Here is a 25,006-nt window from a genome sequence, read left to right on the forward strand (position 1 = left end):
CCGAACGTCACCCTCAGGCGGAGGGAACGTCCTTTTGGGTGCATACTGAGCATCTATCGGCATGCGAGCGACGGCGGTCGCTTCACAGGATGGGAGGCTATCATATGGGCGTGAAACTCACGGGACGCAGCTTCCTCAAGCTGCTGGACTTCTCCACGGCGGAGATAGAGTACCTGCTCGACCTTTCTGCTGACCTCAAGCGCATGAAGCGAGCGGGCGAGCCCCATCGCTGTCTCGAGGGCAGGAACGTGGCCCTCATCTTCGAGAAGACGTCCACACGAACGCGGTGCTCCTTCGAGGTCGCTGCCCATGACCTTGGCATGGGCAGCGTGTGCCTTGACCCCGCGGGATCGCAGATCGGTCACAAGGAGTCCATCGCCGACACGGCTCGGGTGCTGGGGCGCATGTTTGATGGCATCGAGTATCGTGGCTTCGAGCAGGCGACGGTCGAGGAGCTGGCCGCATATGCCGGCGTCCCCGTGTGGAATGGCCTCACGAACGAGTTCCACCCAACCCAGATGCTTGCGGACATGCTCACCATGCGCGAGAGCCTTGGCGAGTTGTGCGGTCGCACGCTCGCCTTCATGGGGGATGCGGGCAACAACGTGGGCAACTCGCTCATGGTGGCCTGTGCCAAGCTGGGCGTGAACTTCGTGGCATGTGGTCCCCAGCAGAGCATGCCCACACCGGAGCTGGTGGCCACCTGCCAGGCGATCGCACGGGAGCAGGGCAGCGCCATCCTGCTCACGCAGGACGTCCATGAGGGCGTGCGCGATGCCGATGCCATCTACACTGACATCTGGGTGTCCATGGGCGAGCCGGACGAGCTCTATGCCGAGCGCATCCCCCTCATGGAGCCCTACCGCGTGACCGCCGATGTCATGGCGCAGGCGCACGATGGGTGCATCTTCCTGCACTGCCTGCCGGCGTTTCATGACACCAGGACCACGAAGGGTGCCGAGGTGGCCAAGAGGTTTGGCATCACCGAGATGGAGGTCACCGACGAGGTCTTCGAGTCCCGTGCGTCCAAGGTCTTCGATGAGGCGGAGAATCGCATGCACACCATCAAGGCCGTGATGTGTGCGACGCTCACGTAGGCGCGGCCTAAGGCATGTGCTGCCCTGCGGGTTCCTCTCGGATGCGGGCGCGCATGGCCGTATATATAAACAAAGATATAAATATTTTATTATCATGTAGCAGGCATTTACTGAACAATATGATAATGCGTTTAGAAAAACTCCTGTTAAACGGATTGAATCCGTTCATAACTGTTTTATTACCGTTCACAGTACTCGTTCAACTTCTCCAGTGACGATAAGAAGAGAATCCTCTCAAGGGAATGCGTCCCGGCATGGGTCGGATTGATGGCGCACTGACGGATGTCATACGGGCAATGCGCCAATGGGCCTTGCGCGAGCAGGGAATAGAAGGGGGTCTCGTCATGAGCAGTCTGTCTAGGCGCAACTTCGTCAAGTTTTGGAGCGTTGCGGGAGCCGGCCTCGGGGTGGCATCGTTGCTGACCGCCTGCGGCGGCACGGGCTCTGGTGGCTCCGGCGAGGGCGGGAAGATCAAGATTGGCGTCTCCACCTGGAGCTCCACGGATGCGCTTGGCTCCCTGTCCGTCGACATCATCAAGAAGGCCGCCGACGTCTTGGGCGTCGAGACCACGATCGTCGACCAGGGCCACGTCTCCGAGCAGGTTACCGCCTCCGCCGAGACGCTTGCCGCGGCGGGCTGCGACGGCATCGTCATCTGCAACTCCGCAGACTCCGAGATGACTTCCGTCATCAACACCTGCAACGAGAACGAGATGTACGTCACGCAGTTCTATCGCATGATCTCCAAGGATGCCTCTCCCGATGTGTACAAGGCGGCACAGGACTCCAAGTACTACGTGGGCGCCGTCCATGAGGACGAGGTGCTCAATGGCAAGACGCTCATGGGCCTCCTGACCGAGAAGGGCGGCCCCAACGGCACCGGTGCCCGCACCATCTGCCTCGAGGGCTGGACGGTTGGCGACGCTACGTTCCAACTGCGCTGGCAGGGCTACAAGGAGGGTCTCGACGAGTGGAACGACACCCATCCCGACGATCGGGCCACGATGACCGAGCCCGTCTACGCCAACACGTCCTCCGCCGAGGGCGCCAAGGTCACCGAGCAGTTCGTCAACACCTACCCCACCATGGACGGCCTCATCGTCGCCGGCGGGGGTGGGGATCCTCTGGTTGGCTCCATCGGCCAGCTTGCCAACATGGGCAGAACCGGCCAGATCTCCGTCGTGTCGACGGACTTCCTCTCCGACCTCGCCGACCAGCTCGAGAGCGGTGGCATCTTCGCCGAGTCCGGCGGCCACTTCTGTGATCCCCTCTATGCGTTTTTGCTCACATACCAGGCCTGCAAGGGTAAGCTCGCCAAAAAGGAGGGCGAGTTTGGTGCCGAGATCAAGTTCCCCTATGTGTACGTCTCCAGCGTTGACGAGTACCACGAGTACGAGAAGTACTTCGTTGACGCCGCGCCCTACTCCGACGACGAGATCAAGCAGCTCGCGGACATGGGCTTCGACGACCTCAACAAGTGGGCCACGACCCTCAGCATCGATGACGTCAGGGAGCGTCATGGCGCATGACACATCCCTGCCGTTCCCTTGGGGGCATGCGGGGCGAGAGGGAGTCCACATGGTTCCCGTCTGGGCGCTCTCTCGCATATCCACCAGGTGAGAGGATTATTGATGCAAACGTCGCTCAAAAGGCCGCGGCAGAGCCAGTGGCATGGCGTGGGGTTGCTGCTTCTCATTGCGCTTCTGCTTTGGGTCGTCTTCAAGGTCGCCGCGCCGGATACGTTTGGTGCGCCCGACAAGCTCATGTCATACCTCCAGTCGGCCCTCATCTACGCCATCGGTGGCTGTGGTCTGTACTTTATCTGCGTCATGGGCCTCTTCGACTTCTCGATCGGCTCGATGCTCGTACTCTCCGAGCTGCTGGCCATCGCCTTCATTCCCCAGCTGGGATGGGTGGCCATCATCGTCATCCCCATCCTGACCGGTCTCGTCCTAGGCACCCTCAACGGGCTGGCATACATCAAGATGCATATCCCCTCGATCATCGTCACGACGGGCCTCTCGCTCATCTATGAGAGCCTCTCGGTGTGGGTCGCCAACATCAACGGCACCCGCCTTTCCGACTCATTCAAGCTCTTTGGCGCCTACCCCTGGAACCTGATCGTGGCCGTCGCTGCCTATCTGCTGTGTTGGTTCATCCTCAAGTACACCAAGGTGGGCACCTACACCAACGCCATTGGCGCCAACGAGCTCGTCGCAAGGAACATGGGCGTCGATGTGGATCGCTACAAGGCGATCGCCTTCATGCTGTGCGGTACCTTCATGGGCATCATGTCCATCCTGTACCTGGGCTACGGTACGGCACAGACCCCACTGACGGGCATGCTCTCCCAGGCGCTCAACTTCCAGCCGCTCATGGGCACGTTCTTCGGCCTCGCATTCAGGAAGTACGGGCACCCCGTGATCTCCATCCTCATCGGCGAGTACATCGTGGCCATGATCTTTGCGGGCTTCGTCGCGCTTGGCATGCCCACCACCGTCAACAACATCGTGACCGGCGCCACGCTCCTGGTCATCGTCACGCTCACCACCAGGCGCCGCAACGGCGCCGTCGTCAAGTAGGAGGGGAGGACGCATCATGGCACACGACATCATGCTTCGTGCGGTGGGCATCGACAGGCGGTTTGGCCCCACCCATGCCGTGGATCACGTCTCCCTTGACTTCCACAAGGGAGAGATCCACGCGCTCATCGGTGAGAACGGTTCCGGCAAGTCCACGTTCACGAACATGCTCACGGGCATCATCCCCATCGGGGAGGGCAGCTTCGAGCTGGACGGGGAGAGGATCGCCCCCAAGAACCAGGTTGACGCGAACCATCACGGTGCCGCCGTCATCGTTCAGGAGCAGGGCACCCTCGACGGCCTGACCGTGGCCGAGAACATGTTCTTGGGCGACGAGGGACAGTTCATGAAGGGTGGCATCAAGAACGCCGCCGCCATGCTCAAAAGGGCCCAGGAGCTGCTCGACGACTATGGGCTGAGCCACATACGGGCAGCCGACCCCATCGAGCACTACGCGTTCGAGGACCGCAAGCTCGTCGAGATCGTGAAGTCCACCTGGTTCAAGCCCAAGGTGCTCGTCGTGGACGAGACGACGACGGCCCTCAGCCAGAACGGCCGCCACAAGCTCTTCGACATCATGAACTCCATCCGTGACGATGGCCGTACGGTCATCTTCATCAGCCATGACATGACCGAGGTCCTGGCGATGTCCGACACGATCTCCATCCTGCGCGATGGGGAGTTCGTCAAGACCGTGTCGGCCAGGGACGTCACCGAGGACGACCTCAAGACCCTCATGGTCGGTCGCCGGATGAGCGCTCATTACTATCGAGAGGACTATGGCGAGTCCCTGGCGAGCGACGTGGCGCTCTCGATGCGCAACGTGAGCGTCCCCGGCGAGCTCGAGGACGTCTCGCTCGATCTGCACAGGGGAGAGATCCTGGGCATCGGCGGCCTCTCCGAGTGCGGCATGCACGAGGTCGGCAAGGCGCTCTTTGGTGCCTCCTATGACCGCAGCGGCGAGGTCACGCTCGCAGACGGCACACCGGTCGACGGCATCGACACTGCCATCGACCACTCCATCGCCTATGCCTCCAAGGACCGTGACAACGAGTCTCTGCTCATCGCCGACACCATTCAGGACAACATCACGCTGCCCTCCCTACGCAAGATGGGGCTGCCCCTCCTTGGCACGCGGCAGCGCGCGTTCGCCGAGAGGTATGCCAGGGAGATGTCGGTCAAGATGGTGGACGTGAGCCAGTTCGTCTCGGCGCTCTCGGGTGGCAACAGGCAGAAGGTGGTCCTTGCCCGCTGGCTGGGCGCCGAGTCCGACGTCCTCCTGCTCGACTCTCCCACGCGCGGCATAGACATCAAGGTCAAGGCCGACATATACGACCTGCTCGACCAGATGCGCAGGGAGGGCAAGGCCATCCTCGTGATCTCCGAGGAGATCATGGAGCTCATCGGCATGTGCGATCGCATTCTCGTGATGAGGGACCACAGGGTCGCCGGCGAGCTCGCGCGCTCCAAGGACATGACCGAGCAAGACCTCATCTCCCTGATGGTTTAGGAGGCACACGAGATGACTGACACCAAGACCGCCTCGGTGACCGTCGCCGGGGACCCCCAGGACGGCAAGGGGGGCATCCTCTCGCGGATCAACGTCCGTTCCGTCCTGCCGCTGTTGGGCTTTCTGCTCATCCTCGGATTCTTTGCCGTGGCGACGGGGGGTTCCATCGTTCATCCCAAGAACGTGAGGCTCATCCTCAACTCGACCTATGCGCTCATGATCGCCTCCATCGGCGTGTTCATGATCATGTCCATGGGATCGCTCGACTTCTCACAGGGCTCCATGATCGGCGTGTCCTGCATCGTGGTGTGCACGCTGTCCAACGTCAACCCAATCCTTGCCGTCGTGGGTGGCGTGGCGACCGGTGCTCTCATCGGCGCCGTCAACGCCTACTTCCACGTGCGTCGCCAGATAGCATCGTTCATCGTCACGATCTGCACCATGTTCCTGCTTCGTGGCGTGGTCGCCTTCCTGACGACGAACTCGCCCGCTCAGGGCGCTGGCTACCTGCAGAGCCAACTCAATGACCCCACGCTGCTCCTGGCAATCACCATCGGCTGCCTCGTGGTCTTCTACCTGGCCTTTACCTTCACCCCCCTGGGGGCCAGCCTCAAGGCCATCGGTGCTGGACAGACCGCCGCACGCTTTGCGGGTGTCAATGTGCCGCGCACCAAGGCCCTCGTCTACATCGCCGCGGGTGCCATCACCGGCTTCGCGGCGTTCGTCCTCGCCATTCGCAACGGCTCGGTGACCGCCACAGGCGGCAGCATGATGGAGACGCAGATAATGCTGGCATTGGTGCTGGGTGGTCTGCCCATCTCGGGTGGTGCGAAGGTACGTTTCTCCAACATCGTCGTCGGTGTCCTCACATACTGCATCCTCGACCGTGGCCTGTCGATGATGGGGCTTGAGGCGGCCCCCAAGCAGCTCGTCATGGGCATCGTCTTTCTGGTGTTTCTTGCCCTCTTCTCCGATCGCGAGGCCAACCAGGTCATCAAGTAGCCATCTTTCAATCGTACACGTATGTCACTAGGAGGTATTGTCATGCTTGGCATCAAGAGATATCAGTTCTGGTTCTGCCCCTGCACGCAGGACCTCTATGGCGACGAGGTCCTCGCCCACGTTGCGGAGCACTCCGCCGAGGTCGTCGGTGCCCTCAACGCCAGCGACGAGGTTCCCTATGAGGTCGTGCTCAAGCCCAACCTGCTGACCTCCGACGTCATCCAGGCCACCTTCGATGCTGCGAACGCCGATGACTCGTGTGCCGGCATCATCACCTGGGCGCATACCTTCTCGCCGGCAAAGTCCTACATCCACGGCCTGCAGGACCTGAGGAAGCCCCTCTGCCAGTTTGCGACCCAATACAATGAGGAGATTCCCTGGGACACCATAGACATGGACTTCATGAACGAGAACCAGGCAGCTCACGGCGAACGCGAGCTGGGCCATATCTTTGCCCGCATGCGCTGGGCGCACAAGGTGGTCTTTGGACATTGGAGGGATCGTGACGTCCAGGCGGACCTGGGCCGCTGGATGCGTGTCGCCGTTGGCGTCAACGAGAGCCGTGCCATCCGCGTGTGCCGCTTTGCGGACACCATGCGCAACGTGGCAGTGACCGACGGCGACAAGGTCGAGGCCGAGGTCAGGCTGGGGTGGACCGTTGACGCCTGGCCTGTGAACGACCTCGTCCCCTATGTCGAATCCGTCCTTGATGCCGAGGCAAAGGCCCTTGCCGACGAGTACTACGAGACCTATGACCTTGTGCTCGATGGTCGCGATCCCAAGGAGTTCCGCCGTCACGTCGAGGTGCAGGCGGCCCAGGAGATTGGCATCGAGCGCTTCCTGACGGAGCACGACTACAATGCCTTCTCCGACCACTTCGGCGACCTTGGGGCCCTCAGGCAGCTCCCGTCCCTGGCCGTACAGCGCCTCATGCAGAAGGGGTTTGGCTTTGGCCCCGAGGGCGACTGGAAGACGCCCGCCCTGGTTCGCCTCATGAAGGTCATGACGGCCGGCATGAAGGGCGCTCGCGGCTCTGCGTTGATGGAGGACTACACCTACAACCTGGTCAGAGGCAAGGAGGGCATCCTCGAGTCCCACATGGCAGAGGTCGATCCCTCCGTTGCGGAGGGGAGGATCGCCATGCGCGTGACCCCACTCTCCATGGGCGAGCGCGAGGACCCCGCACGCCTCATCTTCACGGGAAAGACGGGGCCTGCCATCGCCACGTCCCTCGTTGACATGGGCAACCGCTTCCGCCTCATCATTCAGGACGTCGATTGCAAGAAGGTCGAGAGGCCCATGCCCCTGCTGCCGACCGGCACCCTGTTCTGGGAGCCTCGCCCCAACCTCAGGGTGGGTACCACGGCCTGGATCTATGCGGGCGGCGCCCACCATACGGCCATGTCCTTCGATCTCTCTGCCGATCAGATGGCCGACTGGGCGGAGCTCATGGGCATCGAGCCCGTCATCATCGACGCCAACACCAACCTGCGCGACTTTCAGCGCGACCTCAAGTTGGGCGAGATCTGCTACCGCTAGGCCCTGGATCGCTCGCATGGCGGCTTGAGCACATCCCCGGCCGCGCTCCCCCCTGGGACGCGGTCCCTTCCACAAGGAGGAGGACTATGGCACGAGGCAGTCAGGACATCAAGTACGACCTCGACGCGGGCACGTGCGTTCTCGGCTTGGAGTACGGCTCCACGCGCATCAAGGCGGTGCTCATCGACTCTGCCAACGAACCAGTGGCCATAGGCACCTTCGACTGGCAAAACAGCTTTGACGGCACCTACTGGACCTACCCTGAAAAGGAGCTGCTGGGTGGCATGCAAGCCGCCTACGCCTCCCTCAAGGCGGATGTCAAGGCTCGTTACGGGATGACGCTCCGCCGCATCGGGGCCATGGGCATCTCGGCCATGATGCATGGGTACCTGCCCTTTGACGCCGAGGGCACGCTGCTGGTTCCCTTTCGCACCTGGCGCAACACGACTGCGGCCCAGGCGGCCCGCGAGCTGTCCGACCTCCTTCGGTTCCATGTGCCCGAGCGCTGGAGCGTCAGCCACTTCTATCAGGCGGTGCTTGATGGGGAGGCGCATGTGCCGCACGTCTCCTTCCTCACGACGCTCGCGGGGTATGCCCATTGGAGGCTTACGGGCAAGCGGGTGCTTTCCGTTGGTGACGCCTCGGGCATGTTCCCCATCGACTCCCTCACCAGGGACTACGATGCAGCGATGCTGGACAGCCTTGACAGGGCCCTGGCCCAGAGGGGGGTCAGGAAGAGCTTCGGGGATCTGCTGCCCGAGGTACTGACTGCGGGGTCAGAGGCGGGGCGCCTGAGCGATGCGGGCGCACACCTCCTGGATGTGGGGGGTGACCTCGAGGCGGGCTGTCCCCTCTGTCCACCGGAGGGAGACGCCGGCACCGGTATGATGGCCACGAACTCCGTCGCCCGGCGTACGGGCAACGTGTCCGCAGGCACGTCGGTTTTCTCGATGGTGGTGTTGGAGCATCCCCTCAGGGATGCGACGCTGTCCCAGATCGACCTGGTGGCGACGCCCGTTGGCGATCCCGTTGCGATGATTCACTGCAACAACTGCACGTCCGACATAAACGACTGGGTCGAGCTCCTGATGGACTACTCCCAGACCATGGGAACCCCCGTGGACAGGGGCGACGTCTACACCACGCTCTTCAATGCGGCGCTTGGCGCCGACAGGGACGCGGGTGGCCTCGTGAGCCTGCCGTTCGTTTCCGGAGAGACGGTCATGGGCGTGCGGACGGGCCACCCGCTCTTCATGCGCAAGCGAAACGCACGCTTCACCATCGCGAACTTCATGCGCATGAACGTCATGGCCGCCTTCGGGGCGCTTGCGGTAGGCCATGAGGCCCTCAAGGCCGAGGACGTGCGGATCGACAGGCTCTATGCGCATGGTGGCATGTTCAAGACGCCCGGGGTCGCCCAGACGATCCTCGCGGCCGCGCTTGACGTGCCCGTGACCGTGATGGCGACGGCAGGGGAGGGCGGTGCCTGGGGTCAGGCGCTAGCCGCATCCTACATGCTCAATGGGGGAGAGGGAGAGTCTCTCGCCGACTTCCTGTCCCGGCGCGTCTTCTCGAACATGGCGAGCGTCACGATTGGGCCCGACGCGGACGATGTGGCGGGTTACAGGACCTTTCTGAAGGACTTCACGAAGGGCAACGAGGTCGAGAAGGCCGCCGAACGACACTTTGCCTGAGGCCGACTCGTCACAGGCTCGTGTGCTAGAGGGTTCTCACGCTGTCCCGTTCGACGAACGAGGTCGAGATGTGGGTTGTGCACACAAAGCTCTGGGGGCTCTTGACCTGTGCCATGAGCTTCTGTACGGCCATGATCCCCATGTCGTGCTTGGGAACGTGGATCGTCGTGAGGGCGGGAAGCATGACGGTGGCAATGGGCAGGTCGTCGAAGCCCACCAGCGAGACATCCTCGGGGACGCGGATGCCTCGCTCGAGCAGGGCGCGCATCATGCCACAGGCCATGACGTCATTTTCAGCGAAGAACGCCGTCGGGAGCTCGGGGTTGGTGTCCAGCCACCTCTTGGAGTCCCGATAGGCCAGGGAGAGCGTGGTGCCCACGGTCACGCGGTACCTGTCCTCAAAGGACAGGCCGACCTCGGCGAGGGCATGCCTGCAGCCTCGCTCGCGCAGGGGGAAGTTGCGGATGACGGGGTCGCCCTTGAGGTAGCCGATGTGCTCGTGCCCGTGGGAGATGAGGTAGCGCACCGCACGGTACGAGGAGCTCTCGTTCGAGATGACGATGGACTCGATGAAGTCGTGGTAGCACCAACCGTCAACGATGACGAGTGGAACGGATGGGCTGTGAAGCGGCCTGTAGTCCTCCTCGTCCATCTCGGTTCCCAAGAGGACGATGCCCGAACCGACATCCTGGCACAGCCGTCGCATCTGCAGGGAGGAGTCGGGATCGCTCAGGTCTATGGTCACATAGCCCGTGCCCAGGCCATTCTTTCGGGCCTCACGCTCGACGCCATTGATGACCGCAGGATGGAAGTCCGACTCGTCGAGGACGAGGCCGCTTTTTCGGACGATCACGAACTGGATGCGCGTGAGACGGCTTGGGAGGTTGTATCTCAGCCTTTGCGCAGCGCTGAGGATGGCCTTGGAGGTCTCTCGCCTCACGCCGTGCTTATGGTTGAGTGCGTTGGAGACCGTTGCCGGCGAGAAGCCGGTCTCTCTGGCTATGTCGCGGATCGAGACGCCCATAATTCAGTCCAAAAAACGTTTATATCAGTGTTTACTACACTGTACCCTATCGAGCGGAGCAGGCCCGCGGCATCGAAGGCCCACGGCTCGTGCCCTAGTACACCATGCCCATGACCTCGCGCACCTCGTCGAGCGTCCTGGTGGCAATCTCGTTGGCACGGCGGTTGCCGTCATGGATCACGTCCCTGACGTAGTCCAGGTCGCCCTCGTACTGGTGGCGCCGCTCGCGGATGGGGGCGAAGCAGTCATTCACGGCCTGCGTCACGTACTGCTTGAGCTGACCGGCACCGCCCCCACCGATCTCCGCGGCAATGTCTGCGGGGTCGCGGCTGGTACAGATGCCGGCAGTGGTGAGCAGTGCGGACACGCCGGGACGGTTCTCGGGATCGAACGTGATGGTGCGCTCGGAGTCGGTCTTGGACTTCCTGATGAGCCTGGCCGTCTCCTCTGGCGTCATGCTGATGGAGATGGCGTTGCCATAGCTCTTGCTCATCTTGCGGCCGTCGAGGCCGGGGATGAGCGGCGTCGACGTGAGGAGGCCCGCCACGTCGGGGAAGACCCTGCCATAGCGCTCGTTGAAGCGGCGGGCGATCCTTGCCGCCATCTCGATGTGGGGGAGCTGGTCGCGTCCCACCGGCACGATGTTGCCCTTGCAGAACAGGATGTCGCAGGCCTGGTGCACGGGGTAGGTGAGCAGGAGTCCCGTGAGGGCGTGGCCAGACGCCGCCTGCTCGGCCTTGACGGTGGGGTTGCGCCTCATCTCCGTCTCGGTCACGAGCGAGAGGAACGGCAGCATGAGCTGGTTTGCCGCCGGCACGGCAGAGTGCGTGAAGATCATGGTCCTGGCGGGGTCGATGCCACAGGCGAGGTAGTCCATGACCATGTTATAGACGTTGTCCCGGACGTGTTCGGTGGTGTCACGGTCGGTGATGACCTGGTAGTCCGCGATGATGATGCTGGTGCTGACGCCCAGGTCCTGCAGGCGAACGCGCTCCTTGATGGTGCCAAAGTAGTGGCCAAGATGGAGTCGTCCGGTGGGACGGTCGCCCGTGAGCACGCGGTACCTGTCGGGGTTGGCCCCGAGGTCGTCCCGGATCTGGTTGCTGCGGCGCAATGCCGCCTCGTAGCTGCCCTCGTTTGGCATGTATGCTCCTCGTCATCCGATGTGCGACGCTCCCCATGATACGGCACCGGAGGCAGCGATGCGCCCTCATCGCTGCGGGGGATCGTCGCGCAGCCGGGCGCGCGCCTCGCTCCAATGGGGATGGTATTGGCCCATGAGCCTGTAGAAGTTCTGGTTGTGGCTGGGTTCAAGCAGGTGGCAGAGCTCGTGGACGACCACGGACTCCAGGCAGGGGGGCTCGCGGTAGGCCAGCTCAAGGTTGATGGTGATGTCGCCCGTGCGTACGTTGCAGGAACCCCAGCGGCTCGTCATGCGACGTATGCGCGTGCGTGCGTGACGTACGTCCATCGCGCGCTCATACCGATAGAAGAGCTCCTTGAGCCTGTCCGCGAGCATGCGCTTGGCCAGCGCGTCGACGGTGGCGCGGACGCCGTCCACGTACGGGCTCCCCTCGGGGAGACCCACCCACAGCACATCCCCATCCAATCGCGCGAGGCGGCGTGGCGCCACCTGAACCGAGAGGACGTACGTGGTTCCGAGCAGGACTATGCGGCTACCATTCTGCCAGCGCGTTCGCTCGTGCAGGGAGCGGTCCCTCATCTCCCGAAGTCGCCCGTCAATCCAATCGGCGCGCCCCATCACCATGCGCTCAAGGTCTTGCGCACCCACGCGCAGAGGCGCGCTGATGCGGAGCGTGCCGTCGGGACGCACGCGCATGTTGATGTGGCGCACGCCGCCACGATGGAGCGCTACGTCATAGGGGCCCATGCGAACCATGCGCTCGCGCTCTGTCCCACCACATGCGACCATTGACCATCTTTTCGTGTGCTTCGCCATTTGACAGAACTTTGATCAGGAGTCTAGGCTATCGTAGCCTCAGTTGTTTTGTACATTGCGTAGGAGATGGGATGATGGCAAGCTCTCGGGGTGAGGACGCCAGCAAGGATGCGTTGCGTAATGGTTACATCACTGCGTGCGATGGCCTTTCGTCCCGCATACGCAAGCGTATGGACAGCGAGCTTCTCGTCCATCTGATCAACCTCTCCGAACTGCGCCGTGCGCATGTGCTCTTGGGCTATGTCCCCTATCGCGGCGAGGTCGATTGCATGCCCGTCATGGAGGACGCCCTCTCTCGGGGCGTTGCCGTCGGGTTGCCCAAGGCAACCAACGACGAGCGGTCGCTGAGGTTTGTGCGGGTGGACTCCCTCTCCCATCTCAGGCGGGGCCCTCGTGGCTTCCTCGAGCCGCACCCACGTCACAGTGAGCCTCTGGACACGAACGACAGGGAGTCGGTCTGCCTCGTGCCCGGTCTGGTCTTTGACGCGCGCGGCTATCGCATAGGCTACGGCGCAGGCTACTATGACAACTTCCTGAGGTGGTATCCCGGACTTAAGGTGGGCGTCGCCCGCAGCCTGCAGGTAAGCGGGAGCCCCCTTCCCATAGAAGCGCACGACGTGCCCGTCGACACGCTCGTGAGCGATGCCGCCATCTGGCAGTGCCGCAGGGAGCACGATCTGGCCTAGCCCCTGCCCGTGTGGGGATGCGGCGTGAGGGGGCTGCCACCCTCCCGTGCGTCCCCCAGATGGTCGGCAAGGCTTCTGATGGCGTGCGCATAGCCTTGGATGCCCTCGCCCGCGATGGTCTCGAGACAGGCGGAACGCAGGTAGGAGACCTGTCGAAAGTCCTCTCGCATATCCACCCGTGAGATGTGAACCTCTATGGTGGGTATCGAGACAGCCCTGAGGGCGTCAAGGAGGGCAACCGAGGTGTGCGTGTACGCTGCGGGGTTGATGACGATGCCATCAAAGACGCCATAGGCATCCTGGATGGTATCAACGATGTCTCCCTCATGGTTTGACTGGAAGCAGGTGCAGCGAGCGAACCCAGCCTCGTGCGCCGTCGTGTGGCACAGTTCGAGGAGGGTGTCAAAGCTCTCGCTACCGTAGAGGTCAGGCTCCCTAATGCCCAGCATGTTGATGTTGGGGCCGTTCACGACAAGCAGGGCGGGTCGCCCCGTGGGCTCGCCCGCGTCCTCTTCCTCCTCGGCGTCCGCCAGCAGCGACGCAAGGAAGTCCACCTCGTCATGGGCGTCGTCCTCGTCGTCCGCATCAAGCGTGGAGGAGACGAGTGTCCCGACGTCCTCCTCGCCATGCGACCCTCGAATGACGCTCACCTTGAGACGATGCTCCTGGTTGGCCGGGGCATCCTCGGTGTCCACGCCCCCATTCGTCCCGCAGAGCTGTGACACGGCGTCGTACACGCTGTGCACCGCATTGGGGCCAAAGACCACCTCTATGCCGCTGTGCCCCCGCTTGGTTATGCCCAGCACGCCAGGGACGTCAAAGAGGGCCGTCTGGTCAACCTTGTCTGGGTCGACGAGTGCCAGCCTCAGGCGTGTCATGCAGAGCGTGCTGGAGACGACGTTCTGTGCGCCGCCAACGCTTTGGAGCACCTTGCTCGCCACTGCATCCACATCCATACCGGGCACCTCCGCCATTCATGCGTACCGTCACCGTTCCGAGTATAGGCAGCGCCGCAAAGGTACCTTGTCATACTTTCGGCGAGCGTCGGGGTCTCAAAACGCAGATGAGGGATGGGAGAGGAGTCTCTGTATGAGTTGCGCGTCCGATGCGGCCGACCCCGTGCAGTCGATCGTGACGTCCGCCCATCGCTCGTAGAGGGCCGTGCGCTCGGCGGCCAGGGCCTCGATGCCCCGCGAGATGGAGAGGGGGCGACCCTCGCTCGAGAGCTCGGCAAGCGGGCGTCTGATGAGAACGATGGTCGCGTTCTGGTGAAGGAGCCGATAGTTCTCGGGACGCGTGACGATGCCGCCACCACAGGCGATCACCATGCCCGAGCGGGCACCATAGTTGCTGGCGACGGCAGTCTCGATGGCCCTGAAGGCATCCTCGCCGTCACGCTTGATGATGTCCTCGGGCGATGCCTGCCTGAGCCGGATGGCCTCGTCGAGGTCGACAAAGGGGCGCCTCATCAGACGGGCCAGGCTCCTGCCCGTGCTGCTCTTCCCTGAGCCAGGCATGCCTATGAGGGCCACGTTGAGGTGGCGTGCGCGCAGGGAGGCGACCAGGGCATCCATGCGCTTGCCTGGAATCGTGCCTCCTTGGAAGAGCTCGCTGGATCGGACGGCCTGCCCCACCAGCATGGCAAGGCCCGACTCGCAGGGGATGCCGCACTCCTCCGCCATGAGGCAGAGCCCCGTGCGCAGGGGGTTGTAGACCACGTCCAGGATGCCGCCGAGATGGGGCAGTCCATCCAGATGGCGCCTTGAGAGCGGCGAGGCGGGGCAGGTGGGACACATGCCCACGGGCGTTGCGTTGACCACGAGGGTCGTGTCACCCTGTCGCTCGACGAGGGTGTCGTAGGTGTTCGCGCCCGTGCGGGAGATGACCGTCACGTGGGCGCCGGCATCGGAAAGCGCGGCCTGGACGGCCTGGCTCGCCCCCCCCGATCCCAACACGAGCGCCCTTGTGCCCGCGAGCGCCCCTTCGGCGGGAGCCCCCCACACGCGACGGGCGAACCTGTCGAGCATCCACGCGAAGCCGGCGTAGTCCGTGTTGTCGGCATAGATGCTGCCGTCAGGCCTCCGCACGAGCGTGTTGGCCACACCGAGGCGTCGCGCCCGCACGCTTGCCTCGTCGGCAAGCTCGAAGGCCCTGCGCTTGTAGGGTATGGTCACGTTGATGCCACGCCAGCTTCCGGCGCGGACGAATGACTCGACGTCCTCGGGCTCACGCTCGAAGAGCTCATAGGGGGCCGACCCCAGCTCCGTGTGAATGGCTGGCGACCAACTGTGCCCCAGCGTACGACCCAGAAGGCCAAAGGGCGCATCCACTTGGGACGATGGGCTCTCGGCGGGCATCAGATGACCTCCGCATAGCTACCCAGATAGCGCAGTTCCTGGCAGCTGCCCTCGAGGGTGCGCATGAGCCTGAGGAACTCGGGGGACGTCGCATCTGCGGCAAGGTCGAAGTAGAACATGAACTCGAAGTCGCGGTCGGGGATGGGACGGCTCTCCAGCTTGGTGATGTTGATGTCGAGCGCATAGAAGGTGCCGAGCACCTTGTAGAGGGCGCCTGGCTCGTGGTCAAGCACGAGCATGAGCGTCGTCTTGTCCGCGCCCGGGTAGATGACGAGGTCCTTGGCGATGCACGCGAAGCGCGTGTAGTTGTTGTCCTGGTCCTGCACGTTGCGGGCGAGCACGTTGAGCCCGTAGAGGTCGGCGCACGCCCGCGACGCCAGCGCGGCGATGCCCCCGTCCGGGCTCTCTGCGACCCTGCGCGAGGCCGAGGCGGTGTTCTCGCAGGCATGGACGCACACGCCCCCGAGCCCCGCGAGGAACCCCTCGCACTGCCTGATGGCCTGCTCATGGCTGTAGACGTCCGTGATGTCCGCCAGGGTGCAGCCGGGCTTGGCGAGCAGGTTGTGGTCTATCTTCACGCGACAGCTGCGCGCGATGTGGAAGTCGTGGCGCATCATGAGGTCAAAGACCTGGTTGACCGAACCGGCCGTGCTGTTTTCCAAGGGCAGTATGCCGTATTGGCAGAGGCCCTCCTCGACAGCCTTGAAGACGCCCTCGAAGCTGTCGAAGTAGGTGATGTCCGCATGGCGGAAGAGACGATCGGCGGCGATCTGCTGGTAGGCGCCCTCGCTACCCTGCGTCGCCACGAACGCGCTGGTGGGAAACGATCGCGGCATGGCGCCGAGGGCCTGGGTGATGGCATCGGAGATGTGCGTGTCGATGCCCAGGTGCTGGGACTGTCGGGCACGGGAGATGGACATGAGCAGCTCCATCAGGACGGCCGTCTGGTCCTTGAGGCCCTCTGGGGCGCGCTGCATGGCGCAGCGCACGACGGCACGCTCACGCGAGCGGTCGAGCACGGGGATGCCATGGGCCGCCTTGTATGCCGCAACCCTGTCGGCGCAGTCCATGCGCTCTACGAGGAGATCCACCATCTGGCGGTCGATCCTATCGATATCCTGGCGAATCTGTCGGAGGTCTTCCACAGGTGCTCCTTAGGCGTTGCGTCGGGCGTGCTCGGGAGGGAAGGAGAGCCAGGCGTCCAGCAGGGCAAGCGCGCAGGTGGCCTCCACCACGGGGACGGCGCGCGGTGCGATGCAGGGGTCGTGGCGCCCGGCGACCTCCACGGTGTCATCCTTTCCGCGCGCCATGTCAATCGTCTGCTGGGGACGGCTGATGCTTGAGGTGGGCTTGATGGCGACGCGCAGGATGATGGGGGCACCGGTGCTGAGGCCCCCCAGGATGCCCCCCGCGTTGTTGCTCGTGGGCATCACCTCGGACCCATCGGTGTGCCAGGGGTCGTTGTCCTCGCTGCCGCGCAGGCGGGCCGCCGCAAAGCCCGCACCGAATTCCACGCCCTTGATGGCGGGGATGCCAAAGAGCGCCCGGGCAAGCAGGTTCTCCAGGCCGTCGAACATGGGCGAGCCCACACCCGCGGGAAGTCCGGTGGCCACGCATTCGATGGTCCCGCCAACGGAGTCCTGGTCCCCGCGCGCGGCATCGATGGCCTGCGCCATGCGCCTCGCCACGGCAGAGTCGATGGTGGTGAGGGGCCGCGCCGCGGTCACCGCCTCCAGCTGTCGGTCGAGCACGGTGCCGGGCAGGGGGGCGAAGGGCTCGTCTTCCACCTCCGCAATGCTCGCAAGGTGTGCCGCCACACGCACGCCGCGTTCGCCCAGGATGGCACGGGCGATCCCACCTGCGGCACACAGTGGCGCCGTGAGCCTGCCCGAGAAGTGCCCGCCACCGCGGACGTCCTGGCTGCCGCCCCATTTCGCCTGGGCAGGCCAGTCCGCGTGACCGGGCCGGGGATGGGTGAGGAGCCTATCATAGTCCTGCGAGCGGGTGTTGGTGTTCTCTATGAGCAGGGCAAGCGGTGCGCCGCAGGTGTCTCCCCGCACATTGAGCCCAGCGACGACCTTGACGGCATCGGGCTCCGCGCGCGGCGTGGTCCAGCTGCCCTGTCCGGGCGCCCTGCGCGCCATGAAGGCGGCAAGCGCATCGAGGTCGACGTGATGGCCGGAGGGGAGCCCCTCCACCACGCAGCCGATCCCAGCCGAGTGTGACTGCCCAAAGATGCTCACGCGCAGGGTGTTCCCAAAGGAGGATGGCATGCTGCTACTCACTTTCCGTCGCCGTGCCGCCAAGGCGTCTGAAGTCATCGAAGAAGGCGGGGTAGGATTTCCGTACGCACTCTGCGCCCAGGATGGTGGTGGGGCCTGTGGCGGTGGCGCCGGCCACGGCCGCCATCATGGCGATGCGATGGTCATTGGCCGCATCCACGATGCCCCCTCTGAGGCGTGGGACGCCGTGGATGGCAAGGCCGTCCCCATTGATGGAGACCATGCCACCCATCGCGTTCAGGGCTGACGAGACGGTCTCGAGGCGGTCTGACTCCTTGAGCCTCAGACGCTCGGCATGGATGATGCGTGTGGTCCCCGTGCACGTGGATGCCACCGCCGCGAGGGGCGGTACGAGGTCGGGCACGTCGGCGGCGTCGATGGTGCGACCCGTGAGCGCGCCTCCGCGCGCCTCGGCCGTCGTGCCCTCCTGCCGCACGTGCGCGCCCAGCGAGGCCAGCGTCAGGAGGATGGCGCGGTCTCCCTGGTGGGAGCGCCCCTCCAGCCCGGAGACCCGTATGCCACGGCCGAGGGCGCCAGCGCAGAGCCAGGAGGCCGCACAGGACCAATCGCCCTCCACCCGCACCTCGTCGGGACCTGCGGGGCGCGCGTCCGCGGCGATGGTGAGCGAGAGGTAGTCCCTGCCACCACGTGACGTCTCCGCCTCCGTGACGCCCACGCCAAAGGTGCCCAGGGCATCCAGCGTGAGCCTGATGTAGGAGAGCGACTCGATGGGCCGCTCCACGAGTATCGTCACGCGTTCGGTGAGTATGCACGCGGCGAGCAGGAGACCTGTCACAAACTGCGACGAGACCGTGCCGGGGAGCGTGAACGTGCCACCGGTGAGTGGGCCCGAGACGGTGAGGGGAAACGACCCCGGTGCCGAGAGGCGGGCATGGTGCGCGCAGAGCTCCTCCCATAGCGGCGAGAGCGGGCGCTTGGCCAGCCTGCCGTGTCCCTGGATGCTGCCGCCCCCGAGAGCGCAGAGCACAGGGAGCATGAAGCGCAGCGTGGAGCCGGACTCGCCGCAGTCGAGGCGTGCCCCTTCGGGAATCCTCAGCCCCGCCCCGTCTCGGGGAATCGGCACCACGCGAAAGCCGATGCGCGTGCGCGTGACGCGTGCGCCCAATGCCGACAGGCAGGTAGCCGTGGCGTCGATGTCCCTTGATGTGGTGGGGCAGAGCAGCGTGGTCGTCCTATCCCTGAGCGCGGCGAGCACGAGCAGGCGATGCGCCACGGACTTCGAGGCGATAGCCCCTATCGTCCCAGCGAGGGGGGAGGGCTCGATGGTGACCCTCATCGCGACACACCGCAGCCAAGGCCAACCAGGTCGGCGAGCTCCTGGGCACTGACCGTCCTGATCTCCACCACGCCGATGGCGCGCGGCACCACGACGTTGAAGGAGTCCCCATGGCGCTTCTTGTCGTGCAGCACGAGCGACATGATGCGTCCATGGGAGAGCCTGGTGTCCGTGGGAAGCCCGTAGGCATCCACGACACGCTCGATGTCGTCCGCCACGTCCTGCGGGCACCATCCGCACGCAGCCGCGGCGCGCGCCATGCAGCACATGCCTGCCGCCACGCTCGAGCCGTGCCCGAGGGTGAAGTCGCTTGCCGCCTCGATGGCGTGGCCGATAGTGTGTCCAAAGTTGAGGATCTGCCGCACGCCACCCTCGCGCTCGTCCGCGTCGACGACGTCGCGCTTGATCTCGACGTTGCGGGCGATGAGGGCCGCGCGCATGGCATGCCTGGCGCCGTTGGCGTTGAGGGGCTGCTCGGCGAGCTTCCTGAACAGCGTCGCGTCACGGATGACCCCGTGCTTGATCATCTCGCCGCACGAATCGGTGAGCTGCTCGTGGGTGAGCGTATCCAGGCACTCGACGTCGGCGATGACGAGCGTTGGCTGGAAGAACGCTCCCGCGAGGTTCTTCCCGGCTGCGAGGTCGATGGCACACTTGCCACCCACCGAGGAGTCGACCATGGCCAAGAGCGAGGTAGGCACCTGTATGACGGCACACCCTCGCAGGTACAGGGCTGCGGCAAGGCCTGCGATGTCGCCCGTCACGCCACCGCCCACGGCGACGACCACGTCATCGCGGGTGAGCTCGGCAGCGGCGAGGCCCTCGAGAAGGGCGGAGAGGGTATGGATGTCCTTGCTGGCCTCGCCCGCCTCGAAGACCTGCACGTCCGTCGTGAAGCCCGCCCTCCGCAGCGAGCCGGTGATATCATCGGCATAGAGGGGGGCGACGTTGGAGTCGGAGATGACGTGCGCCCTGCGACCCCTGATGAGCCTGGCGGCGCGCGGTCCCACCTCGCCGAGGATGCCCTGGCCCACGAGGACCTCGTAGGACCTGGACGGCGTGTCCACTTGGATGACCCTGGTATCGCTCATCGTCCCTCAATCTTCCTCTTGATGCGGTCACCCTCAGAGAGCAGCTCCTCGAGCCGCTCGCCATCGTGCGTATCGAGCGCCTGCCTGTAGGCGGCGAGGTTGTCTATGAGCATGCCGATCTCCGTCGAGAGGTTGTCGGCGTCGTCAAGCATGAGCTCTCGCCACATGGGCGCGTTGAGGCGCGCCACGCGGGTGAGGTCGCGATAGGACCCTGCCGAGAATCCCTTGTGGTCGCGGGCCGAGGGGCTCTTCACGTAGGCGTTGGAGACCACATGGGCAAGCTGCGAGGTGAAGGCGATGACCTCGTCGTGCCGCTCGGCGCTCGTCACCGTGAAGCGACCGAAGCCGCACGGCTCGAGCAGCCGCTCGACACGGTCGAGGAGGTCGAGGCGGGCAAGGTCATCCAGGTCCTCGGGTGGCACCATCACCATGGGGGCACCCTTGAACATGTTGGCGCGCGAGTGGGCATAGCCGGAGTACTGCGTGCCTGCCATGGGATGGCAGCCTACGAAGTGCCAGGCATGCCCCCGGGCGATCCTGAAGCAGGCGGAGCAGATGGTGCGCTTGACGCCCACGGTGTCTATGACGATGGCGTTGGGTGCCACGAGGTCCTGATGACCAACGATCCAGTCGATGGTCATCTGCGGATAGCCGGCGAGGATGACGAGCTCGCAGGTCCCAATGGTGTCATTGGTGAGCTCCGCGTCCACGGTGTCGATCATGGCGAGCTCGAGCGTGGCCCGCGTGCGGTTGCTGGCATAGACCTCGCGGCCGCCCTGGTGCAGGGCACGTGCGAACGAACCCCCCATAAGCCCCAGCCCCACGATGCCCACGCGGCCGCTCACGAACGTTCCGACGTGCCCTCTCTCCCGCGTACCCATGCGCTATGCCTCCAGCCTGGTCGTGACGGCATCCCTCACGAGGGAGACGCGTCGCATGGTCGTGGCGAACCCCTCGGGCGTGAGCGCCGTGGCCCCGCCCGACCGTGCCTCGTTGGGGTTGTCGTGCACCTCGACCATGAGGCCGTCCGCCCCGGCGGCGCACGCCGCAGGGGCGACGGGCGCGGCGTAGCGCCGGGAGCCGGCGGCGTGGTTGAGGTCGGCGATGACGGGGAGGTGCGAGAGGCGATGGAGGGTGGGGATGGCGTTGACGTCAAAGGTGTAGCGGGTGCGCGCCTCGAAGGTGCGGATGCCTCGCTCGCAGAGCATGACCCTGGAGTTGCCCTCGCTCATCACGTGCTCCGTCACCATGAGTAACTCGTCTATGGTCTCGGACCTTCCGCGCTTGGGGAGCACGGGCACCCGTGTCCTGCCCACCTCCCGCAGGAGCGCGAAGTCCTGGGCGTTCCTCGTGCCGATCTGCATGACGTCGATGCCCTTGTCCACGAAGAGCCCCACGTCGCGTGTGTCCATGACCTCGTCCATGATGGGCATGCCCACGTCGTGGCCCACCCGCGCGAGCAGCCCGAGCCCTGCCGCACCCATGCCCTGGTACGAGTAGGGATTCGTGCTCGAACGATAGGGGCTGCCCCGGAGCAGCGTGGCTCTCGCGGCCTTGGCCACCTCGGCAATGCGGTGGATGCTCTCGCCCTCGACGCAGCGGGGATCGGCGATGACGTGGAAGTTGCCGCCACCGATGCGCACGCCATGGCCGCAGTCGATGGCGGTGTCCTCGGGGTGGAACGTGCGGTTCGCCTTCTTGAAGGGGTCGGAGACGCAGCGCACCTCCTCCACGATGCCCATGGGCTCCAGAAGGAGGGGATCGATCCTGCTCGTGTCACCGATGATGCCCACGATGGTCTCGTTCTCGCCCTGGGAGACGTTGGTCCTGAAGCCGCGATCCTGTGTCCAGCTCACGAAGTGCTCGAGTTGTGCGGGCGTTGCCGACTCCTTGACGATGGTGATCATGCAAAAGGCTCCTTGGCTGGGCGGGATGCCCAGGTAGATAGTAAGAAGGCCGGTGCCCGAAGGCATCGGCCGGCCAGGTGCTGGTGACCCCAGGGGGATTCGAACCCACGACCTTTCGCTCCGGAGGCGAACGCTCTCATCCACTGAGCTATGGGGCCATTGTTGCCAATTATAGCGAATGTGCCGCGGCGTCTCGACGATGCGGGATAATCTCGAAAACAAGCTAGCCTGAAACATGTCGGTGCGGATGTCGCCAGGAGGGGGAGACGCGCTATGAAGCTGGGCCAGAATGAGTTTGACGTCGCAGTCCGAGCCGCCCGCATGCCCAAGGACATGCGGGTCGGCTCACGGACCGTGTCGTTCTATGACGTGAGCGGGATTCCGGGCGTGGGCCTTCTGCCACGGGCGCTTGTGGTGCTCCTGGAGAACTGCATCCGCCGGGCCGAGAGCGACGAGCGCGCACGAGAGCTCGTCCATGCCATCGTGTCCGCCGGCCTCTCCGGCGAGCAGGGCGACGAGATCGAGTTCATGCCTGCCCGCGTGCTCTTCCAGGACTTTACCGGCGTGCCCGTGTTCGTGGACTTCGCGGCCATGCGCGACGCCATGGTCGAGCGGGGGGGAGACCCCAGGACGGTGAACCCACGCATACCCTGCACGCTCGTCGTGGACCACTCCGTGACCGCCGATTGCGCGGGACGTTCCGATGCCAGGCGCGAGAACGAGGCACGTGAGGCCGAGCGCAACGCCGAGCGCTTCGCCTTCCTCAAATGGGCGAGCCGCTCGTTTGGCAACGTGCGCATCGTGCCGCCCGGGGGAGGCATCTGCCACCAGCTCAACATAGAGCGCTTCAGTGAGGTCGTCACGACGGACGCCCTTTCCGAGCGGTCCATGGCCTGCTTTGACACGCTCGTGGGCACCGACTCCCACACGACGACGGCCAATGGCCTGGGCGTGCTGGGCTGGGGCGTGGGCGGCATCGAGGCGGAGGCGGCGTCGCTCGGCCAGCCCATCTCCCTGCTGGTTCCCGCCGTCGTGGAGCTGAGGCTCACGGGCGCGCTCCATGACGGCGTCTCGGGCATGGATGTCGCCCTCACGGTCGCCAAGCTGCTGCGTGACGCCCAGGTGGTTGGCAACCTCGTTGAGGTCACAGGGCCCGGCGTCTCGTCGCTCACGCCCACGCAGCGCGCCTGCGTCGCCAACATGACACCTGAGTATGGCTGCACCACCACGCTGTTCCCCGTGGACGAGAACGTCCTCGATTACCTGCGCCTGACAGGGCGCGCTCACGATCAGGTCGATCTCGTTCGTGCCTACTTCGAGGCGGAGGGCGTCTTTGGCGCGGGCGGGGAGCGTCGCTACGCCCGCACGCTCACGCTCGACCTCGCCACCGTGGGGACCTCGCTGGCTGGCCCGTCGCGACCCCACAACCATGTGACGCCCGCAACGCTGCAAGATGCCGTGCGACATACGGCAGAGGCGCACGGCCTGGGCGACTTCGACGAGACCTTCGAGATCACCATGGCGGGGGAGACCCATCAGCTCCATCGGGGCACCCTTGCCATTGCCGCCATCACGAGCTGTACGACGGCGACCGACCCGGCGATGATGGTCGCCGCGGGACTGCTGGCCAAGAAGGCCCGCGAGCACGGGCTTTCCGCCAAGCCATGGGTCAAGCGCATCCTGGCGCCGGGCAGCCATGCCACCGAGCTTCTGCTCGAGCGCACGGGCCTCGCCCGCCACCTCTTCGAGCTTGGGTTCTATACCTGCGGGTTCGGATGCATGAGCTGCATCGGCAACTCGGGCGGGATCGCCGTGGGTCTCAGTGAGCGGGCCGGGGACATGGAGCTCACAAGCATCCTCTCGGGCAATCGCAACTTCGACGGGAGGATCTCGCCCGACGTGGCGCAGAACTACCTTGCCGCCCCTGCGCTCGTGGTGGCCTATGCGCTCGTCGGCACCCTCGACGTCGACCTCTCGCACACGCCGGTGGGCAGAGGCGCCCAGGGCGAGGAGGTCATGCTCGACGACCTCATGCCCACGAACGACGAGGTGAGCGCCGCGCTTGCGGGCGTGCTTACGACCGAGCTCTTCGAGGAGGGTGCGCGTGGGCTCTTCGAGGGCTCCCCCGCCTGGAGGGAGCTCAAGGTCGCAGAGGGCGACACGTTCTCGTGGGACCCCGCCTCCACCTACGTCCGTCGTGCCCCCTACTTCGAGATTGCCCGGCACGAGCCCATGCGGGGGGCTTCGGGCGCCCGCACCCTCGCCTTCCTGGGGGACTTCGTCACGACCGACCACATCTCTCCCGCCGGCGCCATCTCTCCCACGGCACCGGCGGCGGACTACCTGCGTGCCCACGGCGTCGCCGAGGGGGACTTCAACACCTATGGCTCCAGGCGGGGCAACCACGAGGTCATGACGAGGGGCACCTTTGCCAACGTGCGCCTGGAGAACGCCCTGGCGGGAGGCGTCCGGGGCTGGTGGACCGAGGATCTGCTCACGGGAGAGGCGGCCACGATCTTCGCGGCCGCGGAGCACTACCGGGAGCGTGGCGTGGACGCCATCGTGGTGGCGGGCAGGATGTATGGATCTGGCTCGAGCCGTGACTGGGCAGCCAAGGGCCCGCTGCTGCTGGGGGTGCGCGCCGTCATCGCGGAGAGCTTCGAGCGCATCCATCGCTCCAACCTCGTGCAGATGGGCGTGCTTCCCCTGCAGTTCATGGATGGTGACTCCACACGCTCGCTGGGACTCACGGGGCGGGAGCGCTACGACATCGAGGAGGTCGACCTCACCGAGGGGCTTCCCAGGCACCCCGTCTGTCAGGTGACAGCCACGGCGGGGGACGGGAAGATGACGCGCTTCGGCTGCATCGTGCGCGTGGACACGCCCACCGAGGGCAGGTTCCTGGCGTTTGGGGGTATCCTTCCCTATATCCTTGAGCGCATGACGGGTGCGTGTCCGGCGTAGCGCAGGGAGAGAGG

The 25,006-nt window shown here is 64.9% G+C and carries 20 protein-coding genes and 1 tRNA gene; 9 read left to right on the forward strand and 12 right to left on the reverse strand.

The features are described 5' to 3' along the window. Positions 1-104: 104 nt before the first annotated feature. From argF to HMPREF1316_RS06700, 7 genes are all read left to right on the forward strand, one after another. Positions 105-1,097 carry an ornithine carbamoyltransferase gene (gene argF, locus HMPREF1316_RS06670; RefSeq protein WP_021726184.1) on the forward strand — a complete coding sequence of 331 codons (993 nt, stop codon included), beginning with the start codon at positions 105-107 and terminating at the stop codon, positions 1,095-1,097. Between the two features lie 344 nt (positions 1,098-1,441). Next, entirely contained in the window at positions 1,442-2,626 is a 1,185-nt protein-coding gene (locus tag HMPREF1316_RS06675; protein WP_040651664.1) for a sugar ABC transporter substrate-binding protein, read from the forward strand. 147 nt (positions 2,627-2,773) lie between these two features. After that, on the forward strand, positions 2,774-3,679 hold the full coding sequence (locus HMPREF1316_RS06680; RefSeq protein WP_232204470.1) for an ABC transporter permease: 906 nt from the start codon (positions 2,774-2,776) through the stop codon (positions 3,677-3,679). Positions 3,680-3,695: 16 nt separating this feature from the next. Further along, positions 3,696-5,189 (forward strand): sugar ABC transporter ATP-binding protein, encoded by a 1,494-nt coding sequence (locus HMPREF1316_RS06685; protein ID WP_021726067.1) that lies wholly within the window; start codon positions 3,696-3,698, stop codon positions 5,187-5,189. A 12-nt stretch (positions 5,190-5,201) separates the two neighbouring features. Beyond that, the gene (locus HMPREF1316_RS06690) at positions 5,202-6,191 is read left to right on the forward strand and encodes an ABC transporter permease (RefSeq protein WP_021726180.1); all 990 of its coding nucleotides are present in this window, start codon (positions 5,202-5,204) and stop codon (positions 6,189-6,191) included. Positions 6,192-6,233: 42 nt separating this feature from the next. Further along, positions 6,234-7,730 carry an L-arabinose isomerase gene (gene araA, locus HMPREF1316_RS06695; protein WP_021726119.1) on the forward strand — a complete coding sequence of 499 codons (1,497 nt, stop codon included), beginning with the start codon at positions 6,234-6,236 and terminating at the stop codon, positions 7,728-7,730. Between the two features lie 86 nt (positions 7,731-7,816). After that, positions 7,817-9,424, forward strand: coding sequence for a xylulokinase (locus HMPREF1316_RS06700; RefSeq protein WP_021726051.1), 1,608 nt, complete (start codon positions 7,817-7,819; stop codon positions 9,422-9,424). 25 nt (positions 9,425-9,449) lie between these two features. Here the strand turns inward: HMPREF1316_RS06700 and HMPREF1316_RS06705 are convergent, their stop codons facing one another. The 3 genes from HMPREF1316_RS06705 to HMPREF1316_RS13230 all read right to left on the reverse strand — a co-directional run bounded on the left by HMPREF1316_RS06705 (position 9,450) and on the right by HMPREF1316_RS13230 (position 12,381). Continuing rightward, on the reverse strand, positions 9,450-10,448 hold the full coding sequence (locus tag HMPREF1316_RS06705; RefSeq protein WP_021726164.1) for a LacI family DNA-binding transcriptional regulator: 999 nt from the start codon (positions 10,446-10,448) through the stop codon (positions 9,450-9,452). 94 nt (positions 10,449-10,542) lie between these two features. After that, positions 10,543-11,592 (reverse strand): tryptophan--tRNA ligase, encoded by a 1,050-nt coding sequence (trpS, locus tag HMPREF1316_RS06710; protein WP_021726153.1) that lies wholly within the window; start codon positions 11,590-11,592, stop codon positions 10,543-10,545. A 66-nt stretch (positions 11,593-11,658) separates the two neighbouring features. Then, positions 11,659-12,381: a M48 family metallopeptidase gene (locus tag HMPREF1316_RS13230; RefSeq protein ID WP_021726085.1), complete on the reverse strand. Its 723-nt coding sequence runs from the start codon at positions 12,379-12,381 to the stop codon at positions 11,659-11,661. A 98-nt stretch (positions 12,382-12,479) separates the two neighbouring features. On the opposite strand from HMPREF1316_RS13230, the gene HMPREF1316_RS06720 reads away from it, so the two are divergent. Continuing rightward, positions 12,480-13,094: a 5-formyltetrahydrofolate cyclo-ligase gene (locus tag HMPREF1316_RS06720; protein WP_021726227.1), complete on the forward strand. Its 615-nt coding sequence runs from the start codon at positions 12,480-12,482 to the stop codon at positions 13,092-13,094. On the opposite strand, the gene HMPREF1316_RS06725 is transcribed toward HMPREF1316_RS06720, so the two are convergent. The 9 genes from HMPREF1316_RS06725 to HMPREF1316_RS06765 form a co-directional block, all read right to left on the reverse strand. Then, positions 13,091-14,050 (reverse strand): type II 3-dehydroquinate dehydratase, encoded by a 960-nt coding sequence (locus HMPREF1316_RS06725; protein WP_021726027.1) that lies wholly within the window; start codon positions 14,048-14,050, stop codon positions 13,091-13,093. The two genes, HMPREF1316_RS06720 and HMPREF1316_RS06725, sit on opposite strands and share 4 nt — an antisense overlap. A gap of 96 nt (positions 14,051-14,146) precedes the next feature. Then, the gene (locus HMPREF1316_RS06730; RefSeq protein ID WP_021726121.1) at positions 14,147-15,451 is read right to left on the reverse strand and encodes a shikimate kinase; all 1,305 of its coding nucleotides are present in this window, start codon (positions 15,449-15,451) and stop codon (positions 14,147-14,149) included. Beyond that, entirely contained in the window at positions 15,451-16,596 is a 1,146-nt protein-coding gene (locus HMPREF1316_RS06735) for a bifunctional chorismate mutase/prephenate dehydratase (RefSeq protein ID WP_021726059.1), read from the reverse strand. Before HMPREF1316_RS06735 ends, HMPREF1316_RS06730 begins: the two co-directional genes overlap by 1 nt. 9 nt (positions 16,597-16,605) lie before the next feature. Further along, complete coding sequence (gene aroC / locus HMPREF1316_RS06740) at positions 16,606-17,724, reverse strand: chorismate synthase (RefSeq protein WP_021726122.1); 1,119 nt, start codon at positions 17,722-17,724, stop codon at positions 16,606-16,608. Between the two features lie 4 nt (positions 17,725-17,728). After that, positions 17,729-19,030, reverse strand: a complete 1,302-nt coding sequence (aroA, locus tag HMPREF1316_RS06745) for a 3-phosphoshikimate 1-carboxyvinyltransferase (RefSeq protein WP_021726257.1) — start codon at positions 19,028-19,030, stop codon at positions 17,729-17,731. Continuing rightward, positions 19,027-20,121 carry a 3-dehydroquinate synthase gene (gene aroB / locus HMPREF1316_RS06750; protein ID WP_021726058.1) on the reverse strand — a complete coding sequence of 365 codons (1,095 nt, stop codon included), beginning with the start codon at positions 20,119-20,121 and terminating at the stop codon, positions 19,027-19,029. Before aroB ends, aroA begins: the two co-directional genes overlap by 4 nt. Next, positions 20,118-21,002 (reverse strand): prephenate dehydrogenase, encoded by an 885-nt coding sequence (locus HMPREF1316_RS06755; protein ID WP_021726098.1) that lies wholly within the window; start codon positions 21,000-21,002, stop codon positions 20,118-20,120. Before HMPREF1316_RS06755 ends, aroB begins: the two co-directional genes overlap by 4 nt. 3 nt (positions 21,003-21,005) lie before the next feature. Further along, positions 21,006-22,028: a 3-deoxy-7-phosphoheptulonate synthase gene (aroF, locus tag HMPREF1316_RS06760; RefSeq protein ID WP_021726063.1), complete on the reverse strand. Its 1,023-nt coding sequence runs from the start codon at positions 22,026-22,028 to the stop codon at positions 21,006-21,008. 81 nt (positions 22,029-22,109) lie between these two features. After that, positions 22,110-22,186, reverse strand: a tRNA-Arg gene (locus tag HMPREF1316_RS06765). A gap of 115 nt (positions 22,187-22,301) precedes the next feature. On the opposite strand from HMPREF1316_RS06765, the gene acnA reads away from it, so the two are divergent. Further along, positions 22,302-24,992: an aconitate hydratase AcnA gene (gene acnA, locus HMPREF1316_RS06770; RefSeq protein WP_021726207.1), complete on the forward strand. Its 2,691-nt coding sequence runs from the start codon at positions 22,302-22,304 to the stop codon at positions 24,990-24,992. The last annotated feature ends 14 nt before the right edge of the window (positions 24,993-25,006 follow it).

The sequence above is a fragment of the Olsenella profusa F0195 genome, assembly GCF_000468755.1.
Classification (GTDB): Bacteria; Actinomycetota; Coriobacteriia; order Coriobacteriales; family Atopobiaceae; genus Olsenella_F; species Olsenella_F profusa.

Bases quoted from the DNA above. Each gene is read 5' to 3' on its own strand.
- argF (WP_021726184.1), top strand. From the start codon at position 105: ATGGGCGTGAAACTCACGGGACGCAGCTTCCTCAAGCTGCTGGACTTC.
- HMPREF1316_RS06675 (WP_040651664.1), top strand. From the start codon at position 1,442: ATGAGCAGTCTGTCTAGGCGCAACTTCGTCAAGTTTTGGAGCGTTGCG.
- HMPREF1316_RS06685 (WP_021726067.1), top strand. From the start codon at position 3,696: ATGGCACACGACATCATGCTTCGTGCGGTGGGCATCGACAGGCGGTTT.
- HMPREF1316_RS06690 (WP_021726180.1), top strand. From the start codon at position 5,202: ATGACTGACACCAAGACCGCCTCGGTGACCGTCGCCGGGGACCCCCAG.
- araA (WP_021726119.1), top strand. From the start codon at position 6,234: ATGCTTGGCATCAAGAGATATCAGTTCTGGTTCTGCCCCTGCACGCAG.
- HMPREF1316_RS06700 (WP_021726051.1), top strand. From the start codon at position 7,817: ATGGCACGAGGCAGTCAGGACATCAAGTACGACCTCGACGCGGGCACG.
- HMPREF1316_RS06705 (WP_021726164.1), bottom strand. From the start codon at position 10,448: ATGGGCGTCTCGATCCGCGACATAGCCAGAGAGACCGGCTTCTCGCCG.
- trpS (WP_021726153.1), bottom strand. From the start codon at position 11,592: ATGCCAAACGAGGGCAGCTACGAGGCGGCATTGCGCCGCAGCAACCAG.
- HMPREF1316_RS13230 (WP_021726085.1), bottom strand. From the start codon at position 12,381: ATGGTCGCATGTGGTGGGACAGAGCGCGAGCGCATGGTTCGCATGGGC.
- HMPREF1316_RS06720 (WP_021726227.1), top strand. From the start codon at position 12,480: ATGATGGCAAGCTCTCGGGGTGAGGACGCCAGCAAGGATGCGTTGCGT.
- HMPREF1316_RS06725 (WP_021726027.1), bottom strand. From the start codon at position 14,050: ATGGATGTGGATGCAGTGGCGAGCAAGGTGCTCCAAAGCGTTGGCGGC.
- HMPREF1316_RS06730 (WP_021726121.1), bottom strand. From the start codon at position 15,451: ATGCCCGCCGAGAGCCCATCGTCCCAAGTGGATGCGCCCTTTGGCCTT.
- aroC (WP_021726122.1), bottom strand. From the start codon at position 17,724: ATGCCATCCTCCTTTGGGAACACCCTGCGCGTGAGCATCTTTGGGCAG.
- aroA (WP_021726257.1), bottom strand. From the start codon at position 19,030: ATGAGGGTCACCATCGAGCCCTCCCCCCTCGCTGGGACGATAGGGGCT.
- aroB (WP_021726058.1), bottom strand. From the start codon at position 20,121: ATGAGCGATACCAGGGTCATCCAAGTGGACACGCCGTCCAGGTCCTAC.
- HMPREF1316_RS06755 (WP_021726098.1), bottom strand. From the start codon at position 21,002: ATGGGTACGCGGGAGAGAGGGCACGTCGGAACGTTCGTGAGCGGCCGC.
- aroF (WP_021726063.1), bottom strand. From the start codon at position 22,028: ATGATCACCATCGTCAAGGAGTCGGCAACGCCCGCACAACTCGAGCAC.
- acnA (WP_021726207.1), top strand. From the start codon at position 22,302: ATGAAGCTGGGCCAGAATGAGTTTGACGTCGCAGTCCGAGCCGCCCGC.